This is a genomic window from Flexivirga sp. YIM B11880, from assembly GCF_058148645.1.
The window spans coordinates 1-16,823 of the sequence record NZ_JBMAMH010000015.1; the positions used below are offsets into that span (position 1 = coordinate 1).

Genomic DNA, 16,823 nt, shown 5'->3' on the forward strand with positions numbered 1-16,823 from the left:
GCGAGGTCAGCGCCCGTATGACGCCCGGCGCCGTCCCCCGCGTCGTCGTCGCCGGGGACGAGCGGGAAGTCGCCCGAGCCGGCGCCGCCGCACACGCGCACCTGCCGCCGGTCGCCTGGTCCACCGCGCACGCAGCGCTCGCCGACGGGCCGGTGCTCGTCCAGGTGCCCCGGCGCGGCTATCTGCCGACCCTGCGCTGCGGCCAGTGCCGGCAGATCGCACGGTGCGGCCACTGTCACGGCCCGCTCGGCCTGACCGCCCCGACCGCGCCGGCGGCGTGCCGGTGGTGTGGCCGGACGGCGAGCCCGTGGCGCTGCCCTGAGTGTTACGCCACCACCTTGCGCGCAGCCGTCGTCGGGGCGCGACGCACCGCGGAGGAGCTGGGCCGTGCGTTCCCCGGCACGAGCGTCGTGCGATCGGGAGCGGGTGAGGTCATCGGCTCGGTCGGACCGGAACCCAAACTGGTCATCGCCACCCCCGGGGCCGAGCCGGTCGCCAGATCCGGTTACACCGCAACGCTGTTGCTCGACGCGTGGGCCTTGCTCGATCGCTCCGCACTCGACGCCGGCGAGGAGACCTTGCGGCGCTGGCTGGCCGCCGCGGCGCTGACCCGGCCCGCCGCCGACGGCGGCACGGTCGTGGTCTGCGGTGCGGCATCCGGCGTCACCCTGCCGCCGGTCGAGGCGCTGGCCCGGTGGGCGCCCGCGGCGTTCGCCGAACGCGAGCTGGCCGCGCGCCGCGAACTCGACCTGCCACCCGCGTCGTGGATGACGCTGCTCAGCGGCGCCGCCCCAGACCTCGACGCGTTCGCGGACGCGGCCGGAGAGACACTCGGCAGCGACATACCGCTCGAACGCATCGGTCCGATGCCGGCGCCCGGCGGCGCGGAGGGCACCACGCTACTGCTGCGCACACAACCGTCCCACGCCACTGCCGCGACCCGGGCGGTCAGCGCGGCGCGGGCGGTTCGCAGCGCGCGCAAGCTGCCGGGCACGGTCACCGTGCGCGTCGATCCGAGCGGCGCACTGCTGTGATCGCGGCGGGAGCGCACTCCCGGCCGCCCGGCCAACCCGAGAGCAGCGACATGCGTCGACATCGCTAGTGTCTGGATGGTGAGCCAGCAGCAGTCCCTGTCCGCCGCGGAGGCAAACCTGAACCCGTCGCCGGTCGACGCCGTGGTCTTCGACCTCGGCAATGTGCTCATCGACTGGGACCCGCAGCCGGCGATCGCCGCAGGCGTCGGTGAGCAGCGTGCCCGCGCGTTCCTGGCGGCGGACGACTTCGATTTCGGCGCCTGGAACCACGAGCAGGACGCCGGCCGCAGCTTCGCTGAGGCGGAGGAGGCCGCGGTGGCGGCATACCCGCACTTCGAAGACGAAATCCGTTCCTACCGTGTCAATTTCGCCAAGTCGCTGCGCGGCGCCATCGACGGCACGGTCGCCATCCTGAAGCAGTTGCATGCCGCCGGCATCCCGTTGATCGCGCTGACCAACTGGTCGGCGGAGACCTTCCCGGTGGCGCTCGAGACCTATGACTTCCTCGACCTGTTCGACGACATCGTCGTCTCGGGCGAGGAGGGCGTCGCCAAGCCCGACCCGGAGATCTTCGAGGAGCTCGGCGACCGGATCCGGCACTTGGGCAGCCTCGACGACTGCCTCTTCATCGACGACAAGCTCGCCAACGTGCAGGCGGCGGCCCAAGCGGGCATGGACGCGATCGTCTTCACGACGCCCGAGGAGTTGCGTGCCGACCTGCTGGTGCGCGGGCTCCCGGTGGAACAGTAGGGACCACGCATGTCGATCACGCCGATCCGGCTGTACGGCGATCCGGTCCTGCGGACACCGGCCGCGCCGGTCACGACGTTCGACAAGGAGCTGCGAACGCTCGTGGCGGACCTGACCGAGACGATGCTGGACGCGCCCGGCGCCGGTCTCGCCGCGCCGCAGCTCGGTGTCGGCCTGCGCGTTTTCACCTATCACGTCGACGGAGTGCTCGGGCATCTGGTCAACCCCGACGTGGACCTGTCGGCCGAGCTCGAAGTGGACGACGAGGGCTGCCTGTCGATCCCGGACTTCTCCTGGCCGACCCCGCGGTCGTTGTCGGTCGTCGCCCGCGGTTTCGACATGTATGGCGAGCCGGTCGTCCTGGAAGGCAGCCACCTGCTGGCCCGGTGCATTCAGCACGAGACCGACCACTTGGACGGGATCCTGTTCATCGACCGGCTGGACAAGGAGCAGCGCAAGCTGGCCCTCAAGGAGATCCGCGCCGCCGAATGGGCCGGACTGCCCGGCCCGATCATCCGGGACAGCCCGCACACCAACCCGGCCTACGGAGCCTGACATGCGCGTCGTCTTCGCCGGCACACCCGACGTGGCGCTGCCCAGTCTGCGCGCGATCGCCGGCTCACCGCACGAGATCGTCGGCGTGGTCACCCGGCCCGACGCCCCGGCCGGTCGCGGCCGCAGCCTGCGACCGTCACCGATCGGCGAATTCGGCGCCGAGCTCGGTGTGCCCGTGCTGAAGCCGCGGTCGGCGAAGGACCCCGCCTTCGCCGCAGAGCTCGCGGAGCTCGAGCCCGACGTCTGCCCGGTCGTCGCCTACGGATCGCTCGTGCCGCGCAAGGTCCTCGACATACCGCGGTTCGGCTGGGTCAACCTGCATTTCTCGCTGCTGCCCGCCTGGCGCGGCGCGGCGCCGGTGCAGCACGCGATCCTGCACGGCGACGAGGTGACCGGCGCGACGGTCTTCCTGCTCGAGGAGGGAATGGACACCGGTCCGGTGCTCGGCACGATGACCGAGACGATTCGCCCGGCCGACACCAGCGGCGAGCTGCTCGGCCGGCTGGCGGACGCAGGCGCCGGCTTGCTGGTTGCCGCGCTGGACGGGTTGGAGAACGGCTCGATCACGCCTGTGCCACAGCCTGCCCAGGGCGTGTCGATGGCACCCAAGATCACCGTCGCCGACGGCGAGATTCGTTGGACTGAGCCCGCATTCGCGATCGACCGCCGCGTGCGCGCCTGTACTCCGGCGCCGGGTGCGTGGACGAATTTCCGGGACACCCGGCTGAAGATCGGCCGCGTCACCCTCGCCGCGCCGGATGACGTCCAGCTCGCACCGGGGGAGTTGCTCGCCACCAAGAAGGCGATGTATGCCGGGACCGGCACCACGCCCGTCCGGCTGGACGTCGTGCAGCCGCACGGCAAGAAGGCGATGTCTGCAGCGGACTGGGCGCGCGGCGTGCGTGTCGCAGAAGGAGAGACTCTCTCGTGACCGATGGTGACCGACGCGGTGGTTTCCGCGACGACCGCGGCCGGCAGCGCCCGGCGTCGCGACAAGCCGGCGGCAAGAACCGCACGGCAGTGCGCCCCGCCGACCGCAGGCGCGGCGGCGACCCGACCCGCAAGGCGGCCTGGCAGGTCAGCCGCGCCGTGGCCGACGGGGCCTACGCCAATCTGGAGTTGCCGAAGGTGCTGCGTGCGGCCGGCCTGCACGGGCGCGACGCAGCCTTCGCCACCGAGCTGACGTATGGCGCGATCCGGATGCGTGGCCTCTACGACGCCGTCATCGAGTTCGCGGCCGGTCGGCCGGTCGGGCAGATCGACCCCCCGGTCCTCGACACGTTGCGGATCGGCGCTCACCAGATCCTCTCGATGCGCGTCCCGCCCCACGCAGCCGCGTCCGAGACCGTCGCGCTCGCCCGTGAGGTGAACGGCACCGGTGCGTCGGGTTTCGTCAATGCGGTGCTGCGCCGGATCACTGAGCGCACCCGTGACGAATGGGTGCGGGAGGTGACTGCCGGCCGTCCGCGCGACGAGGCGCTGGCCGTCGAACACTCGCATCCGGCGTGGGTGGTGCGTGCCTTGCGCGGCGCGCTGCGCGCCGGGGGAGTGACCGACGAGGCGGAACTCGACACCGCGCTCGTGGCCCTGCTCGAGGCCGACAACGCGGCGCCCGCCGTGTCGCTCGTCGCCCGGCCCGGGCTGGCCACCGTGCAGGAGCTGGTCGACGCCGGAGCCGAGGCCTCGCAGCTGTCGCCGGTGGGTGCGACTCTGCCCGGCGGCGACCCGGCCGACATACCCGCCGTGCGGCAGACGCGAGCAGCGGTGCAGGACGAGGGATCCCAGCTCGTGGCGCTGGCGTTCGCCGCCGCTCCGCGCGGCGGTGCGGGCGCGCAGGAGTGGCTCGACCTGTGTGCCGGACCTGGCGGCAAGGCGGCGCTGCTCGCGGCCCTGTCGTTGGAGCAGCCCGACGTCACCGTTTTCGTCAACGAGCTGAGTGAGCACCGCACTGAGTTGGTACGCCGCACCATGCGCGCGGCGCTGGACGCGGGAGCCGAGGTGATGATCGGCACCGGAGACGGACGCGAGCTCGGTGCCGAGGAACCGAACACCTACGACCGGGTGCTGGTCGACGCGCCGTGCACCGGCCTCGGGGCCTTGCGCCGCCGTCCCGAAGCGCGCTGGCGGCGCAGCCCGTCCGACGTCACCGACCTGACGGCGATCCAGACGCAGTTGCTCGGCTCGGCGCTGGACGCGACCAAACCCGGCGGTGTGGTCGCCTACGTGACCTGCAGCCCGCACGTCGCCGAGACGACCGAGGTGGTGCGGTCGGTGACGCAGAACCGGAGCGACGTGACGATCGAGGACGCGCGTCCGCTCTTCCGCGACGCCGCCGGTCAGCAGCTTGCCGACCTCGGCGGCGGCCCGACCGTGCAGCTGTGGCCGCACCTGCACGGGACCGACGCGATGTTCTTCGCCTTGTTGCGCAAGGGCTGAACTCCTAGATGATCCAACCCGATTCGCTATGACACATCTGGAGGGCGCGTGTTGATCGCACCGAGCATCCTGTCGGCCGACTTCGCCAACCTCGAGCGCGATCTGCACGCCATCGCGAATGCCGACTGGGCGCACGTGGACGTCATGGACTACCACTTCGTGCCCAATCTGACCATCGGCCTGCCGGTCGTCGAGGCACTGCAGCGGGTCAGTCCGATCCCGCTCGACTGCCACCTGATGATCGACGACCCCGACCGGTGGGCGCCGTCGTATGCCGAGGCGGGTGCGCACAGCGTCACCTTCCACATCGAGGCCGCCCGCGACCCGCGCAAGCTGGCCAAGGACCTGCACGCCGCCGGCGCCAAGGCGTGTATGGCGCTCAAGCCCGGCACCCCGTTCGCGCCATACGAAGAGCTGCTCGACGTCGTGGACATGGTCCTGGTCATGACCGTCGAGCCCGGCTTCGGCGGCCAGAGCTTCATGGCCGACCAGATGCCGAAGGTGCGCGAGGTGCGCGAAGCGATCAACCGGCGCGGCGGCGAGATCCGCGTCGAGGTGGACGGCGGAGTGGCCGCCTCGACCATCGAGCAGTGCGCGGAGGCCGGGGCCGACGTATTCGTCGCCGGCTCAGCGGTTTACGGCGCCGATGACGCCGCGGCTGCGATCGACCAGCTGCGTGAGCTCGCCACGTCCTGCGCCCAGCACCACTGAGTGCCATCCCATCGCCGCGTGCCAGACGCGCGCCCACTGTGCCGAGAGGCTCACAACCACATCGACAGGCTCAGAACAATCGGGCGAGACGCCCGATTTTTCTGAGCCTGTCGGTCATTGCTGAGCCTCTCGGCAGGTATGCCGGTCGGTGAGGCTTGACTGGCCGTGGCATACTTGCTGCCGAACGTGCTCCGGGGTCGGTGAAATTCCGAGCCGGCGGTGATAGTCCGCGACCCGGCTGCTTCGGCAGCCGGTTGACCTGGTGAAACTCCAGGACCGACGGTTAAAGTCCGGATGGGAGGCGCACGTGGGGTGTGCCCTCTGGCAGACCCCGGCGGCAGTGCAACGTCAGCAGTTCTGGCGGATCGCGACCGCTCGTCATCCCCGGAGCCGGTGAGACCGGACCGGGAAGGAGTGGCGAGGCGGTGCACAATCCCTCAGTTTTCGAGCAGCCGATGCGTGCTGCGCTCGAACTCGCCGCGCGCGGACCGTTTGCCGACCCCAACCCACGGGTCGGCTGCGTCCTGGAACTGGACGGCGTCGTGGTCGGTCGTGGCTGGCACGCGGGTGCGGGCACGCCGCACGCCGAGGTCGTCGCCCTGGCCGACGCGGGGGAGCGCGCGAGAGGCGCCACGGCATACGTGACCCTCGAGCCGTGCGCCCACCAGGGCCGCACCGGTCCCTGCGTCGACGCCCTCGCCGCCGCCGGCGTGGCTCGCGTCGTCTACGCGCAGGCCGATCCCAACCCGGTGGCGCAGGGGGGTGCGGCGCTGCTGCGCGCGCGTGGCATCGAGGTGCACGGCGGCGTGCTGAGCGCGGAAGCGGGCGCGCTCAACGAGGTCTGGTCATTTGCCGTCAGGAACCAACGCCCTTGGCTGACCTGGAAATTCGCGATGAGCCTGGACGGTCGGTCCGCGGCTTCGGACGGCACCAGCCAGTGGATCAGCAACCCGCAGTCACGCGCCGAGGTGCACGAGCTGCGGACCCGGGTCGGCGCCGTCCTGGTCGGGACCGGCACCGCCCTGGCCGACGACCCGCACCTCACCGCGCGCTCCGCGACCGAGCGTGTCACGGGCCGCCAGCCGTTGCGCGTCGTGGTCGGGGAGCGGGAGCTGCCGGCCGGGGCAAGAGTGCTGGACGATGCGGCGCCCACCGTGCAGTTGCGCAGCCACGAGCCCGACGTCGTCCTCAAGGACCTGCACACCCGCGGCATCCGCTCGGTGCTGCTCGAAGGTGGCGCGACGCTCGGCGCGGCGTTCCAGCGGGCCGGGCTGGTCGACGAGGTGGTCGCCTACGTCGCTCCGGTGCTGCTCGGCGCGGGCACGGCCGCCGTCGGTGACATTGGCGTCGGAACCCTCACCGACGCCGCAACCTGGACCCTGCACGACGTCCGACGGCTCGCCGACGACGTGCGACTCACCTATCGGAGGAAGTGACGTGTTCACCGGCATCGTCGAAGAACTGGGTATGACGAAACAGATCACGCGAGAAGGAGACTCGGCTCGCCTCACGCTCGAGGCACACGCCGTGCTCGAGCAGGTCGAGCACGGCGCCTCGATTGCGGTCAACGGCGTCTGCCTGACGGTCGTGGAGCACAGCGCCGACGCATTCACGGTCGACGTGATGGCCGAGACTCTCGACCGGAGCAGTCTCGGGGCGCTCGCTCCGGGCCGGCCGGTCAACCTGGAGCGGGCGATGCGCGCCGACGGCCGGCTGGACGGCCACATCGTGCAGGGCCACGTGGACGGTGTCGTCGAGGTGGTCGGCCGGGAGGAGCACGAGCACTGGACCGAGGTCCGGCTGTCGCTGCCGGCGGGTCTCGCGCCATACGTCGCGGAGAAGGGCTCCGTGGCGCTCGACGGCGTCTCGCTGACCGTCGCCTCGGTCAGTGACGACGACTTCACCGTCTGCCTCATCCCGACCACGCTCGCGCTGACGACCTTCGGCGAGCGAGCGGTCGGCGATCCGGTGAACCTCGAGGTGGACGTGCTCGCGAAATATGTCGAACGAATGGTCGGCCTGCGGGCCGCGGAGGTGGCTGAGTGAACTTCTGGGAACATCTCTACGACGCGTCGATCACGATCGGCGGTCACGGCATCACGTGGCGCGAGATCATCGGCAACCTCTTCGGACTCGCCTCCGCCATCGGCGGCATGCGTCGCAAGGTCTGGGCCTGGCCGGTCGGCATCATCGGCAACGTCCTGCTCTTCACGGTCTTCTTCGCGCTGGGCTTCACCGCGCACGGTGGCCAGGTGATGTTCGGACAGGCGGGGCGCCAGGTGTTCTTCGTCCTGACGTCGATCTACGGCTGGTGGCTGTGGCAGCGCAACAAGGCCGGCCGGCGGACCGACGCACCGGCGGTGCAGCCACACTGGGCAACCTGGCGGCAACGTCTCACCATCCTCGGGTTCGTCGTCGTTGCAATCATTTTCGTGCAGTGGATCTCGCGCATCATCGGCGTCGGCTGGCCGGCCCCGAGCTGGTACTACTGGGCGGATGCCTGGATCTTCGTCGGCTCCATCGTGGCGACGTACGCGATGGCACGTGGCTGGAACGAGTTCTGGCTGGCCTGGATCGCGGTCGATCTCGTCGGCGTGCCGGAGCTGATCCATTTCCAGTACTACCCGTCGGCGGCGCTCTACGCCTTCTACGCCTGCTTCGTCATCTGGGGCTTCTTCGTGTGGTTGCGAGTGAGCCGTGCTGACCGGGCTGCCGCCGTCCACGAGGAGTTGGTGACGTCATGACTGATCGGATCGAGGCCGCGCTGGCCGAAATCGCTGCCGGTCGACCGGTGCTCGTCGCGGACGACGCGGACCGCGAGAACGAGGTCGACCTCGTGATGGCGGCGCAGCACGCCGACGAGCGGTGGATCGGCTGGGCCGTCCGGCACGGCTCCGGCGTCATCTGTGCGCCGATGCCCCATGCAACCGCCGACCGGCTCGGACTGCCGCCGATGGTGCGCGACAACCAGGACCCGAAGGGCACGGCATACACGATCTCGGTGGACGCGGCCGGGCTGGCCACCGGGATCAGTGCCGCTGAGCGCGCGAAAACGCTTGCGACGCTGGCAGATCCTGCCTCCGACGTGGCCGATTTCACCCGGCCCGGGCACATCTTCCCGTTGCGGGCGCGCGACGGCGGGGTGCTCGAACGAACCGGTCACACGGAGGCTGCGGTGGACCTCGCGCGGCTGGCCGGTTGCTCGCCGGTAGGTGCGATCGTCGAACTCGTGCACGACGACGGGTCGATGATGCGACTCGGCGACGCCGAGGTGCTCGCGGGGCGGGACGGCCTGGTGATCATCACCATCGAGGACCTCGTCGCGTGGCGCAAGCTGCACGACCGCGTCCTGTGCCGCGCCCGCACCAAGCTACCGACGTCGAACGGCACGTTCACGATGTTCGGATACACCGACCTGCTCACCGGGCACGACCATCTCGCGCTGGTGTCGCCGCACGGCATACCAGACGAATCTCCCCTGGTGCGAGTGCATTCCGAGTGCCTCACGGGCGACGCGTTCGGCTCGACGCGGTGTGACTGCGGGCCGCAGCTCGACGAGGCGATGCGCCGGCTCGGCGTCGAGGGGGGCGCGCTGGTCTACCTGCGGGGACACGAGGGCCGCGGGGTGGGACTCCTGGACAAGCTGCGTGCCTACGAGTTGCAGGACACCGGGTTCGACACCGTCGATGCCCAGACCGAACTCGGGCTGCCCGTCGACGACCGCGAGTTCGGCGCGGCCGCCGCGATCCTGCGTGATCTCGAGATCACCAGCCTGCGGCTGCTCACGAACAACCCGCAGAAGGAGAAGCAGTTGGAGGCTCTGGGCCTGCAGGTCCACCGGGTGCCGCTCGTCACCGGTCGGACCGTCAACAACAGCCGTTACCTCGACACGAAGCGCGACCGCCTGGGCCACCGGCTGGGAGATATTGCATGAGCGAGCGAAGCGAACGACCGAACAAGCACAGGGCGAATGGCAAGACCCGACGAAGGAGGGGCTTGGCATGAGCGAGCGAAGCGAACGACCGAACAAGCACAGGGCGAATGGCAAGACCCGACGAAGGAGGGGCTTGGCATGAGCGGGCACGGTGCACCGGATGCCGCGGCGGTCGATGGCAGTGGCCTGCGGGTCGCGGTCGTGGCCGCGTCCTGGCATGAACAGGTGATGGACGGACTGATCGACGGAGCACGTCGCGGTCTCGAGGCATGCGGGGTCGCGGACGCACCGGTGGTGCGCGTGCCGGGAACGTTCGAGCTGTCGGTGGCGTGTGCGCAACTGGCTCCGTCATACGACGCGGTTGTCGCGCTCGGTGTCGTGATCCGTGGTGGCACACCGCATTTCGACTATGTCTGCACGGCGGCCACCCACGGGTTGACCGAGGTCTCGGTCCGCACCGGGACGCCGATCGGTTTCGGTGTGCTCACGTGCGACAACGACGAGCAAGCACTCGATCGCGCAGGTCTGCCGGGATCCGCGGAGGACAAGGGATTCGAGGCGGCAACGGCGGCCGTCGCCACCGTCGTGGCGCTGAGCGGCCGATGAGCCGGCTCGTCATACGGCTCGACTCAGAGTGTGGTCCAGCTGCCGCCCTGGGGTGCGGTGCAATTAGCCTTGGCTGACGTGAAGACGTTCGATCAGCTGTTTGCTGAGCTACGGGCCAAGGCCCAGGACCGGCCGGCGGACTCCGGCACTGTGCGCGAACTCGACGCCGGCGTGCACTTCATCGGCAAGAAGATCGTCGAGGAGGCTGCCGAGGTCTGGATGGCCGCGGAGCATGAGGGTGTCGAGCGCACCGCCGAGGAGATCAGCCAGCTGCTCTACCACCTGCAGGTGCTGATGGTCGCCCAGGACATCGCGCTGGAGGACGTCTATGCCCACCTCTGAGCTGCTGCGGGTCGCCATGCCCAACAAGGGTGCGCTCGCCGAGTCGAGCGCGCAGATCATGCGCGAGGCGGGTTACCGCGTGCGGCGCGAGTCGAAGGAACTCGTCGTCGTCGACAGCGAGCAACGCGTCGAGCTGTTCTATCTGCGGCCACGGGACATCGCCGTGTATGTCGGCCGTGGCCACCTCGACGTCGGCATCACCGGCCGTGACCTGCTGCTCGACTCGGGCGCACCGGCAACCGAGGTGATGCAGCTCGGCTTCGGTGCGTCGACCTTCCGCTACGCGGCGCGCCCGGGCGACACCTCGTCCGTGGACGACCTGGCCGGCAAGCGCATCGCGACCAGCTTCCCCGGTCTGGTCCAGAAGGACCTGGCGGACAAGGGAATCGACGCGTCGGTCGTCCGGCTGGACGGCGCGGTGGAGACGGCGGTGACCCTGGGCGTCGCGGATGTCATCGCCGACGTCGTGGAGACCGGGACCACGTTGCGCAACGCCGGTCTGGAAGTGTTCGGTGAGCCGATCCTGCAGAGCGAGGCGGTGCTGATCCGCCCGCAGGACCGCCCGGATTCGGACCCGGCCGTCGAGGTGCTGATCCGGCGCCTGCAAGGCGTGCAGACGGCGCACCGCTACGTGATGATGGACTATGACATCCGCGTCGAGCTCGTCGAGGAGGCGTGCGCCCTGACACCCGGTCTCGAGTCACCGACCGTCTCACCGCTGCACCGCAAGGGGTATGTCGCAGTGCGCTCCATGGTGCCGCGCACCTCGACCAACTCGGTGATGGACCAGCTCTACGAGATCGGCGCACGCGCCATCCTGGTCACCGAGATCGCGGCCTGCCGATTGTGACTGCCGACCATAGTTCCGCCTATGCGACGTTCCGGCCGCGACGGTCGCGAATCGTCAGCATCGCCGTGGCGATTGCGGTCGTGGTGGTGTTTGCCGTCGTCGCGGTGCGGATCCCGCAGGGCGGCGTGACCGGCTGGACGACAGCCGACTCGGCGGCGCTGATCGCCTTCGCCGTGGCCGTCGCTGCGTTCCTGTTGCGGTTCGCGTTCGTGCGCGCCACACCGACGCCGAACGGTCTGCACGTCAGCAACCTGGTGGTGTCCCGAGACCTGGACTGGGCCCAGATCGTGAACGTCCAGTTCGGCAACGGAGCGCCCTGGCTCGTCCTCGAGCTGAGTGACACCGAAACGCTGGCCGTCATGGCGATTCAGCGGTCCGACGGTGACTTCGCGAATGCGGAGGCACGCCGTCTCGCGGCGCTGGTCGAAGCCAACAACCGCCCGCTCCGCGACGACTGACGGGTCGAGCGCCCGCCTGCTCGCTGAGTGGCACAGCAAACGCCGACCGGCACAGCTGCAGGTGTGCCACTCGGCGGTACCTGTGCGAGTCGGCCGCCAATACGGCCCGGCTTCTCCCGATCACTGGGTGCGCAGCACGAGGTGCGCTCGTTCGCGGGTGCGGTCGGCGGCGAAGAGTAGTTCTTCCTGGTCCGCCCAGCGTTGCCAGTGCGGCCGATAGGTCTCACCATCCCGGGCCAAGGCGCGGCGTTTGCGAACCGCTTCATCGGCCTCGAGCCAGACACGGACATCGGCATACCGACGCGCGGGACCGACACTGCTTCCGGCACCTTCCACGACGACAACGGCGGCAGCGGGCACACTAACAAGGCGCCCGAATTCCTCCTGCTCCCAGTCGAACTCACGGAATGCGGCAGGCTCACCGCGCCGGAGTGGCGCGAGCACCTGGGCGGCCACCAACGCCGGTGTGGGAGCAAGGCCGTCCCAGCCGGGGTAGATGTGGTCGAGGTGCACCACGGCGGCATCGACGAGCCGGTCGCGCAGCACCTCCGCGAACGTCGTCTTGCCGGAGCCGCTCCGCCCGTCGATCGCGACGATCACCGGCCGGCTGTGCGCTGCGAGGGCGAGTGCGGCGACGCGTTCCACCTGTTCCGGGGCCGGACCGTCTGTCACACCGAGCAACCTAGCGCCGCGGGCTGCACCGGCCGCGCGGTCCTGGCATCGGAATGCAGCTGAGCCGCCGACTAACCTTGTCGCTCATGACGGTTGCCGTGCGTGTGATCCCGTGCCTCGACGTCGACGCCGGACGCGTGGTCAAGGGAGTCAACTTCGAGAACCTGCGCGATGCGGGTGACCCGGTCGAGCTGGCCGACCGCTACGACCGGCAGGGCGCCGATGAACTCACCTTCCTCGACGTGACCGCGAGCTCCGCCGGGCGGGAGACGACATACGAAGTGGTCGGTCGCACGGCCGAGCAGGTGTTCATTCCACTGACCGTCGGTGGGGGAGTGCGCACCGTCGACGACGTCGACCGCTTACTGCGCGCCGGTGCCGACAAGGTGGGCATCAACACGGGTGCGATCGCGCGACCGGAGGTGATCTCCGAGATCGCCGACCGGTTCGGCTCCCAAGTCCTGGTCCTGTCAGCCGATGTACGACGATCCCAGCACGGCAATTTCGAGGTGACGACACACGGCGGGCTCAAGTCGGCCGACCTGGACGCGATCGAGTGGTGTGCTCGGGCGGCCCGACTGGGGGTGGGCGAGATCCTGCTCAACTCGATGGATGCCGACGGGACCAAGGACGGCTTCGATCTGGAGCTGATCCGCGCGGTGCGCGCGGAGGTCGACGTGCCGATCATCGCCAGCGGGGGTGCCGGCCGGGTCGAACACTTCGTGCAGGCCGTCGACGCCGGCGCGGACGCGGTTCTGGCGGCGTCCGTCTTCCACTTCCGGGAGCTGACCATCGGCCAGGTCAAGGACGCGCTGCGCGCCGCGGGCCACGAGGTCCGCTGAGGACGCCTCGGCGGACGCTCAGAAGCCGAGCGGGCTCTCCCGGAAGGCGTCGACGTCACCGGCCGAGCCGTCCAGCTCCACGTCGGTGACGGCGCGGCGGCCGGAGATGTAGAGCAGGACCTCGGCGGGAGAGGCGCTGAGCACCACGCTGCCGTGGTCGTCCCGGGCGGGGCGCAGGGTACGCCGCCCATGCCCCGCGCACTCGGCGACGACGCCGGTGCGGACATTGCGGAGCGTCAGTTTCCCGACCCGCGGCAGGATGCGCCAGAACGCGGTCTGCTCGCCCTCGGGCAGCTCTCGCCGTGCCTCCGGATGGTCGCCGGCCCGCAGCACGTCCTCGTGATGGATGAAGAACTCGGAGAGGTTCGCCTTCTCCCCGACACCGGGCAGCCGGAAGATGCTGAGCCGCGGCGGACCGGTGCGCACCGTCTCGACGAGCTGCTCCCAGGGCATCGCGGCGACCTTGCGCTGCACCGACTCGAGATGGCCGGCGAGCACCGGCAGGAACATTCCGGCAGCGGCGTCCGGGCGACCCTCCCGCACGACGAGGTGCGCCGCGAGGTCGCGAGTGGTCCAGTCGCCGCACAAGGTCGGCGCCTCCGGCCCGGTGGCGACGAACGTGTCACACAGTGCGATGCGTTCGGTGTGGGCGAAATTCGGCATGCCCCGATCATGGCGCAGTCGAGCACCCGGCACCGCATTCGGCCACGCACCGCGCGCGAGGCGCGCTGAAATCGGTGCGGCAGAATGACGGTCGTGAGTTCAACGGCGCTCGACCCAGGCATTGCGACGCGGCTGAAGCGGGATGACGCGGGCCTCGTGCCCGCGGTCATCCAGCAGCACGACACCGGTGAGGTGCTCATGGTCGGCTGGATGGACGACGAGGCGCTGCACCGCACGCTCACCACCGGACGGGTCACCTTCTGGTCCCGCAGCCGTGGCGAGTACTGGCGCAAGGGCGACACCTCCGGTCACGTGCAGCATGTGAAGTCGGTGGCGCTCGACTGTGACGGCGACACCCTGCTCGTCAAGGTCGACCAGGTCGGACCGGCCTGTCACACCGGCGCGCGCAGCTGCTTCTTCACCGACCTCGAGGCGGTCAAGGCGTGAATGCATTGCGAGCCGGTGAAGATGACCGGGGTCCCCACGAAGTATCGGGGGAGCGTAGCGGAGGAGAACTTCGTGGGGTGGACATCCACGCCGAGACCGGGTGGGGGCAGACCTGGCCGGGTCTGCCGCAGTTCCTCGAACTCGCGGCCGACCGGCGCGTCATACCCGTGGTGCGACGCCTCCTCGCGGACGGGGAAACCCCACTCGGCATCTATCGCAAGCTGGCCGACAACCGGCCGGGCACCTTCCTGCTGGAGTCTGCCGAGCACGGCGGTGTCTGGTCCCGCTATTCGATCATCGGTGCACAGAGCCGGGCGACGCTCACCGAGGAGGACGGTGAAGCCGTGTGGCTGGGCTCCCCGCCGGTCGGCGTTCCGCTCGACGGCACACCCACGGACGTGCTGCGCGACACGTTGCGCACTCTCGCGACCCCGCGCATCCCGGGCCTGCCGCCGCTGACCGGCGGACTCGTCGGAGCTATCACGTATGACGCAGTCCGGCGCTGGGAGCGGCTGGAGCACCCCGGCGTCGACGACCTGCAGCTGCCCGAGATCGGCATGGTGCTGGCGTCCGACCTCGCGGTGCTCGACCACACCGACGGCAGCGTGCTGCTCATCGCCAACGCCATCAACTACGACAACACCGATGCGCGTGCGGCGGAAGCGTGGAGGGACGCCGTCGACCGGTTGGACGCGATGCAGGAGGCGCTCGCGGCGGATGCGCCGAGCACCGTGTCCGTGCCCGAACCGGTGGAACTCACACCGGTGAGCACCCACACCCGGGAGCAGTACCACGACATGGTGGAGGCTGCGAAGGAAGACATCCGCGACGGCGAGGCCTTCCAAATCGTTGTATCTCAACGGTTTTCGGTGCCGTGTGCGGCGGACGCGCTCGACGTCTACCGTGCGCTCCGCGTCGGCAACCCGAGCCCCTACATGTATCTGTTGCGGCTGCCGCACCCCGACGGCTCGACATACGACATCGTCGGCTCCAGCCCGGAGGCCCTCGTCAAGATGACGGGGGAGCAGGTCATCACCCACCCGATCGCCGGTTCCCGGCCGCGTGGCAAGAGTCCCGAGCAGGACGAGGACCTCGCCGACGAGCTCCTGGCCGACCCCAAGGAGCGCGCCGAGCACCTGATGTTGGTCGACCTGGCACGCAACGACCTGCAGAAGGTCTGCGACGCCGGCACCGTCGACACCGTCGAGTTCATGCAGATCCGCCGCTACAGCCACATCATGCATCTGGAGTCGACGGTCGTCGGCGAGCTCAGCGAGGGGCGTTCGGCATACGACGTGCTCGTCGCGACCTTCCCCGCCGGCACGCTCAGCGGTGCGCCGAAACCGCGCGCGATGCAGATCATCGACCGGCTGGAGGGCATCCGCCGCGGTGTCTATGGCGGGGTCGTGGGTTACTTCGACTTCGCGGGCGACCTCGACATGGCGATCGCGATCCGCACCGCGCTCATCAAGGATCACGTCGCCCACGTGCAGGCCGGCGCGGGGATCGTCGCCGACTCGGTGCCGGAGAGCGAATACCAGGAGACCCGCACCAAGGCCGCGGCCGCGCTGCGCGCCGTCGCCATTGCGGGTGGGATGCGGGGGATCGGGTGAGCGCCGACCGAGCCGAGGACACGAACGAAGTGAGGCCCGGAGGCGAGGGCAGAGGCGCGACAGAAGACGTGAGCGCCGACCGAGCCGAGGACACGAACGAAGTGAGGACCGGAGGCGAGGGCAGAGGCGCGACAGAAGACGTGAGCGCCGACCGAGCCGAGGACACGAACGGTCGGGGTCCCCGCGAAGTATCGGAGGAGCGCAGCGGGGGAGAACTTCGTGGGGTGGCTGGTGTAAGGCCCGGAGACGAGGGAAGCGGCGCGACCTCGAGAGTGAGCTCGAAGCGGTCGGTGCTCGTCGTCGGCGCGGTCGCGGTGATCCTGCTGGTAGCGGCCAACACGCGCACCTGGGTCACCGGATCGGTGACCGACGCCGTTCTGCAGCACGCGCGTACGACCGCCTCCGCCAGCAAGGCCGCACCGGCCCTGCTCGCCTCTGCGCTGGTCGGCGCTGCCGCTGTCCTCGCGACCCTGACCACCGGGCGGGTGCCGCGCTGGATCGCCTCGGTCATCACCCTCGCCGCCGGTGTGGTCTGCGTCGTGGCGACGCTCGCCGTCGTGCGCGACCCGGCGCGGTCGCTCGGCGACGTCGCGACCTCGATGACCGGTCACACCGGCGACCGGACCGTCGACGCGACCCTGACGATCTGGCCCTGGGTGGCCGTGCTCGGCGGCGTGCTGCTCGTGCTCACCGGGGTGCTCGCGATCATCGGCGCGCGGACCTGGTCCGGCCTGTCCAGCAGGTATGACGCACCGGGTGCGGCACCGGTCCGAAAGCGCTCCGACTGGGACATGCTCTCCGAGGGTGAGGACCCGACGGACGTCTCGGACGGGTCTGACACAATCGGCAACGAAGATCGTTAGGCCGCTCGCGAGGAGTCGCGACCAATAACTCACCTAAGGAGCACCGG

19 protein-coding genes, 1 pseudogene and 1 riboswitch are annotated in these 16,823 nt (G+C 70.0%); of the genes and pseudogenes, 18 read left to right on the forward strand and 2 right to left on the reverse strand.

Translation table 11 applies throughout. The features are described 5' to 3' along the window. The 14 genes and pseudogenes from ACN8HC_RS16835 to ACN8HC_RS16900 form a co-directional block, all read left to right on the forward strand. Window positions 1-1,034: pseudogene (locus ACN8HC_RS16835) on the forward strand (primosome assembly protein PriA); the annotation flags it as partial. Window positions 1,035-1,112: 78 nt separating this feature from the next. Then, window positions 1,113-1,784: an HAD family hydrolase gene (locus tag ACN8HC_RS16840; RefSeq protein WP_490076000.1), complete on the forward strand. Its 672-nt coding sequence runs from the start codon at window positions 1,113-1,115 to the stop codon at window positions 1,782-1,784. A 9-nt stretch (window positions 1,785-1,793) separates the two neighbouring features. Then, window positions 1,794-2,339: a peptide deformylase gene (gene def / locus ACN8HC_RS16845; protein ID WP_490076001.1), complete on the forward strand. Its 546-nt coding sequence runs from the start codon at window positions 1,794-1,796 to the stop codon at window positions 2,337-2,339. 1 nt (window position 2,340) lies between these two features. Further along, on the forward strand, window positions 2,341-3,270 hold the full coding sequence (fmt, locus tag ACN8HC_RS16850; RefSeq protein ID WP_490076002.1) for a methionyl-tRNA formyltransferase: 930 nt from the start codon (window positions 2,341-2,343) through the stop codon (window positions 3,268-3,270). After that, a complete protein-coding gene (locus ACN8HC_RS16855; RefSeq protein ID WP_490076003.1) occupies window positions 3,267-4,775 on the forward strand; it encodes an RsmB/NOP family class I SAM-dependent RNA methyltransferase in 1,509 nt (502 codons plus the stop codon). The genes fmt and ACN8HC_RS16855 overlap by 4 nt, the downstream gene beginning before the upstream one ends. Before the next feature lie 48 nt (window positions 4,776-4,823). Beyond that, window positions 4,824-5,486 (forward strand): ribulose-phosphate 3-epimerase, encoded by a 663-nt coding sequence (gene rpe / locus ACN8HC_RS16860; protein ID WP_490076004.1) that lies wholly within the window; start codon window positions 4,824-4,826, stop codon window positions 5,484-5,486. 183 nt (window positions 5,487-5,669) lie between these two features. Further along, window positions 5,670-5,796, forward strand: a riboswitch (FMN riboswitch). Between the two features lie 115 nt (window positions 5,797-5,911). Then, window positions 5,912-6,922 (forward strand): bifunctional diaminohydroxyphosphoribosylaminopyrimidine deaminase/5-amino-6-(5-phosphoribosylamino)uracil reductase RibD, encoded by a 1,011-nt coding sequence (gene ribD, locus ACN8HC_RS16865; protein ID WP_490076005.1) that lies wholly within the window; start codon window positions 5,912-5,914, stop codon window positions 6,920-6,922. 1 nt (window position 6,923) lies between these two features. Then, on the forward strand, window positions 6,924-7,532 hold the full coding sequence (locus ACN8HC_RS16870) for a riboflavin synthase (protein WP_490076006.1): 609 nt from the start codon (window positions 6,924-6,926) through the stop codon (window positions 7,530-7,532). Next, window positions 7,529-8,230, forward strand: coding sequence for a nicotinamide mononucleotide transporter family protein (locus ACN8HC_RS16875; protein WP_490076007.1), 702 nt, complete (start codon window positions 7,529-7,531; stop codon window positions 8,228-8,230). The genes ACN8HC_RS16870 and ACN8HC_RS16875 overlap by 4 nt, the downstream gene beginning before the upstream one ends. Continuing rightward, window positions 8,227-9,420, forward strand: a complete 1,194-nt coding sequence (gene ribA, locus ACN8HC_RS16880; RefSeq protein ID WP_490076008.1) for a GTP cyclohydrolase II — start codon at window positions 8,227-8,229, stop codon at window positions 9,418-9,420. Before ACN8HC_RS16875 ends, ribA begins: the two co-directional genes overlap by 4 nt. A 138-nt stretch (window positions 9,421-9,558) precedes the next feature. Continuing rightward, on the forward strand, window positions 9,559-10,026 hold the full coding sequence (gene ribH / locus ACN8HC_RS16885) for a 6,7-dimethyl-8-ribityllumazine synthase (RefSeq protein WP_490076009.1): 468 nt from the start codon (window positions 9,559-9,561) through the stop codon (window positions 10,024-10,026). A 78-nt stretch (window positions 10,027-10,104) separates the two neighbouring features. Then, window positions 10,105-10,368, forward strand: a complete 264-nt coding sequence (locus ACN8HC_RS16890; RefSeq protein WP_490076010.1) for a phosphoribosyl-ATP diphosphatase — start codon at window positions 10,105-10,107, stop codon at window positions 10,366-10,368. Window position 10,369: 1 nt separating this feature from the next. Further along, window positions 10,370-11,218: an ATP phosphoribosyltransferase gene (hisG, locus tag ACN8HC_RS16895; protein WP_490076058.1), complete on the forward strand. Its 849-nt coding sequence runs from the start codon at window positions 10,370-10,372 to the stop codon at window positions 11,216-11,218. Between the two features lie 65 nt (window positions 11,219-11,283). After that, entirely contained in the window at window positions 11,284-11,676 is a 393-nt protein-coding gene (locus ACN8HC_RS16900) for a PH domain-containing protein (protein ID WP_490076011.1), read from the forward strand. A 120-nt stretch (window positions 11,677-11,796) separates the two neighbouring features. Here ACN8HC_RS16900 and ACN8HC_RS16905 read toward each other — a convergent pair whose 3' ends face one another. Further along, complete coding sequence (locus ACN8HC_RS16905; RefSeq protein WP_490076012.1) at window positions 11,797-12,348, reverse strand: AAA family ATPase; 552 nt, start codon at window positions 12,346-12,348, stop codon at window positions 11,797-11,799. A gap of 86 nt (window positions 12,349-12,434) precedes the next feature. On the opposite strand from ACN8HC_RS16905, the gene hisF reads away from it, so the two are divergent. Next, entirely contained in the window at window positions 12,435-13,190 is a 756-nt protein-coding gene (gene hisF, locus ACN8HC_RS16910) for an imidazole glycerol phosphate synthase subunit HisF (protein WP_490076013.1), read from the forward strand. Window positions 13,191-13,208: 18 nt separating this feature from the next. Here hisF and ACN8HC_RS16915 read toward each other — a convergent pair whose 3' ends face one another. Then, window positions 13,209-13,853, reverse strand: a complete 645-nt coding sequence (locus ACN8HC_RS16915; protein ID WP_490076014.1) for a TIGR03085 family metal-binding protein — start codon at window positions 13,851-13,853, stop codon at window positions 13,209-13,211. A gap of 93 nt (window positions 13,854-13,946) precedes the next feature. On the opposite strand from ACN8HC_RS16915, the gene hisI reads away from it, so the two are divergent. From hisI to ACN8HC_RS16930, 3 genes are all read left to right on the forward strand, one after another. Next, on the forward strand, window positions 13,947-14,300 hold the full coding sequence (gene hisI, locus ACN8HC_RS16920; protein ID WP_490076015.1) for a phosphoribosyl-AMP cyclohydrolase: 354 nt from the start codon (window positions 13,947-13,949) through the stop codon (window positions 14,298-14,300). A 77-nt stretch (window positions 14,301-14,377) separates the two neighbouring features. Continuing rightward, on the forward strand, window positions 14,378-15,913 hold the full coding sequence (locus ACN8HC_RS16925; protein WP_490076016.1) for an anthranilate synthase component I: 1,536 nt from the start codon (window positions 14,378-14,380) through the stop codon (window positions 15,911-15,913). A gap of 272 nt (window positions 15,914-16,185) precedes the next feature. After that, window positions 16,186-16,776 (forward strand): Trp biosynthesis-associated membrane protein, encoded by a 591-nt coding sequence (locus tag ACN8HC_RS16930; protein WP_490076017.1) that lies wholly within the window; start codon window positions 16,186-16,188, stop codon window positions 16,774-16,776. The last annotated feature ends 47 nt before the right edge of the window (window positions 16,777-16,823 follow it).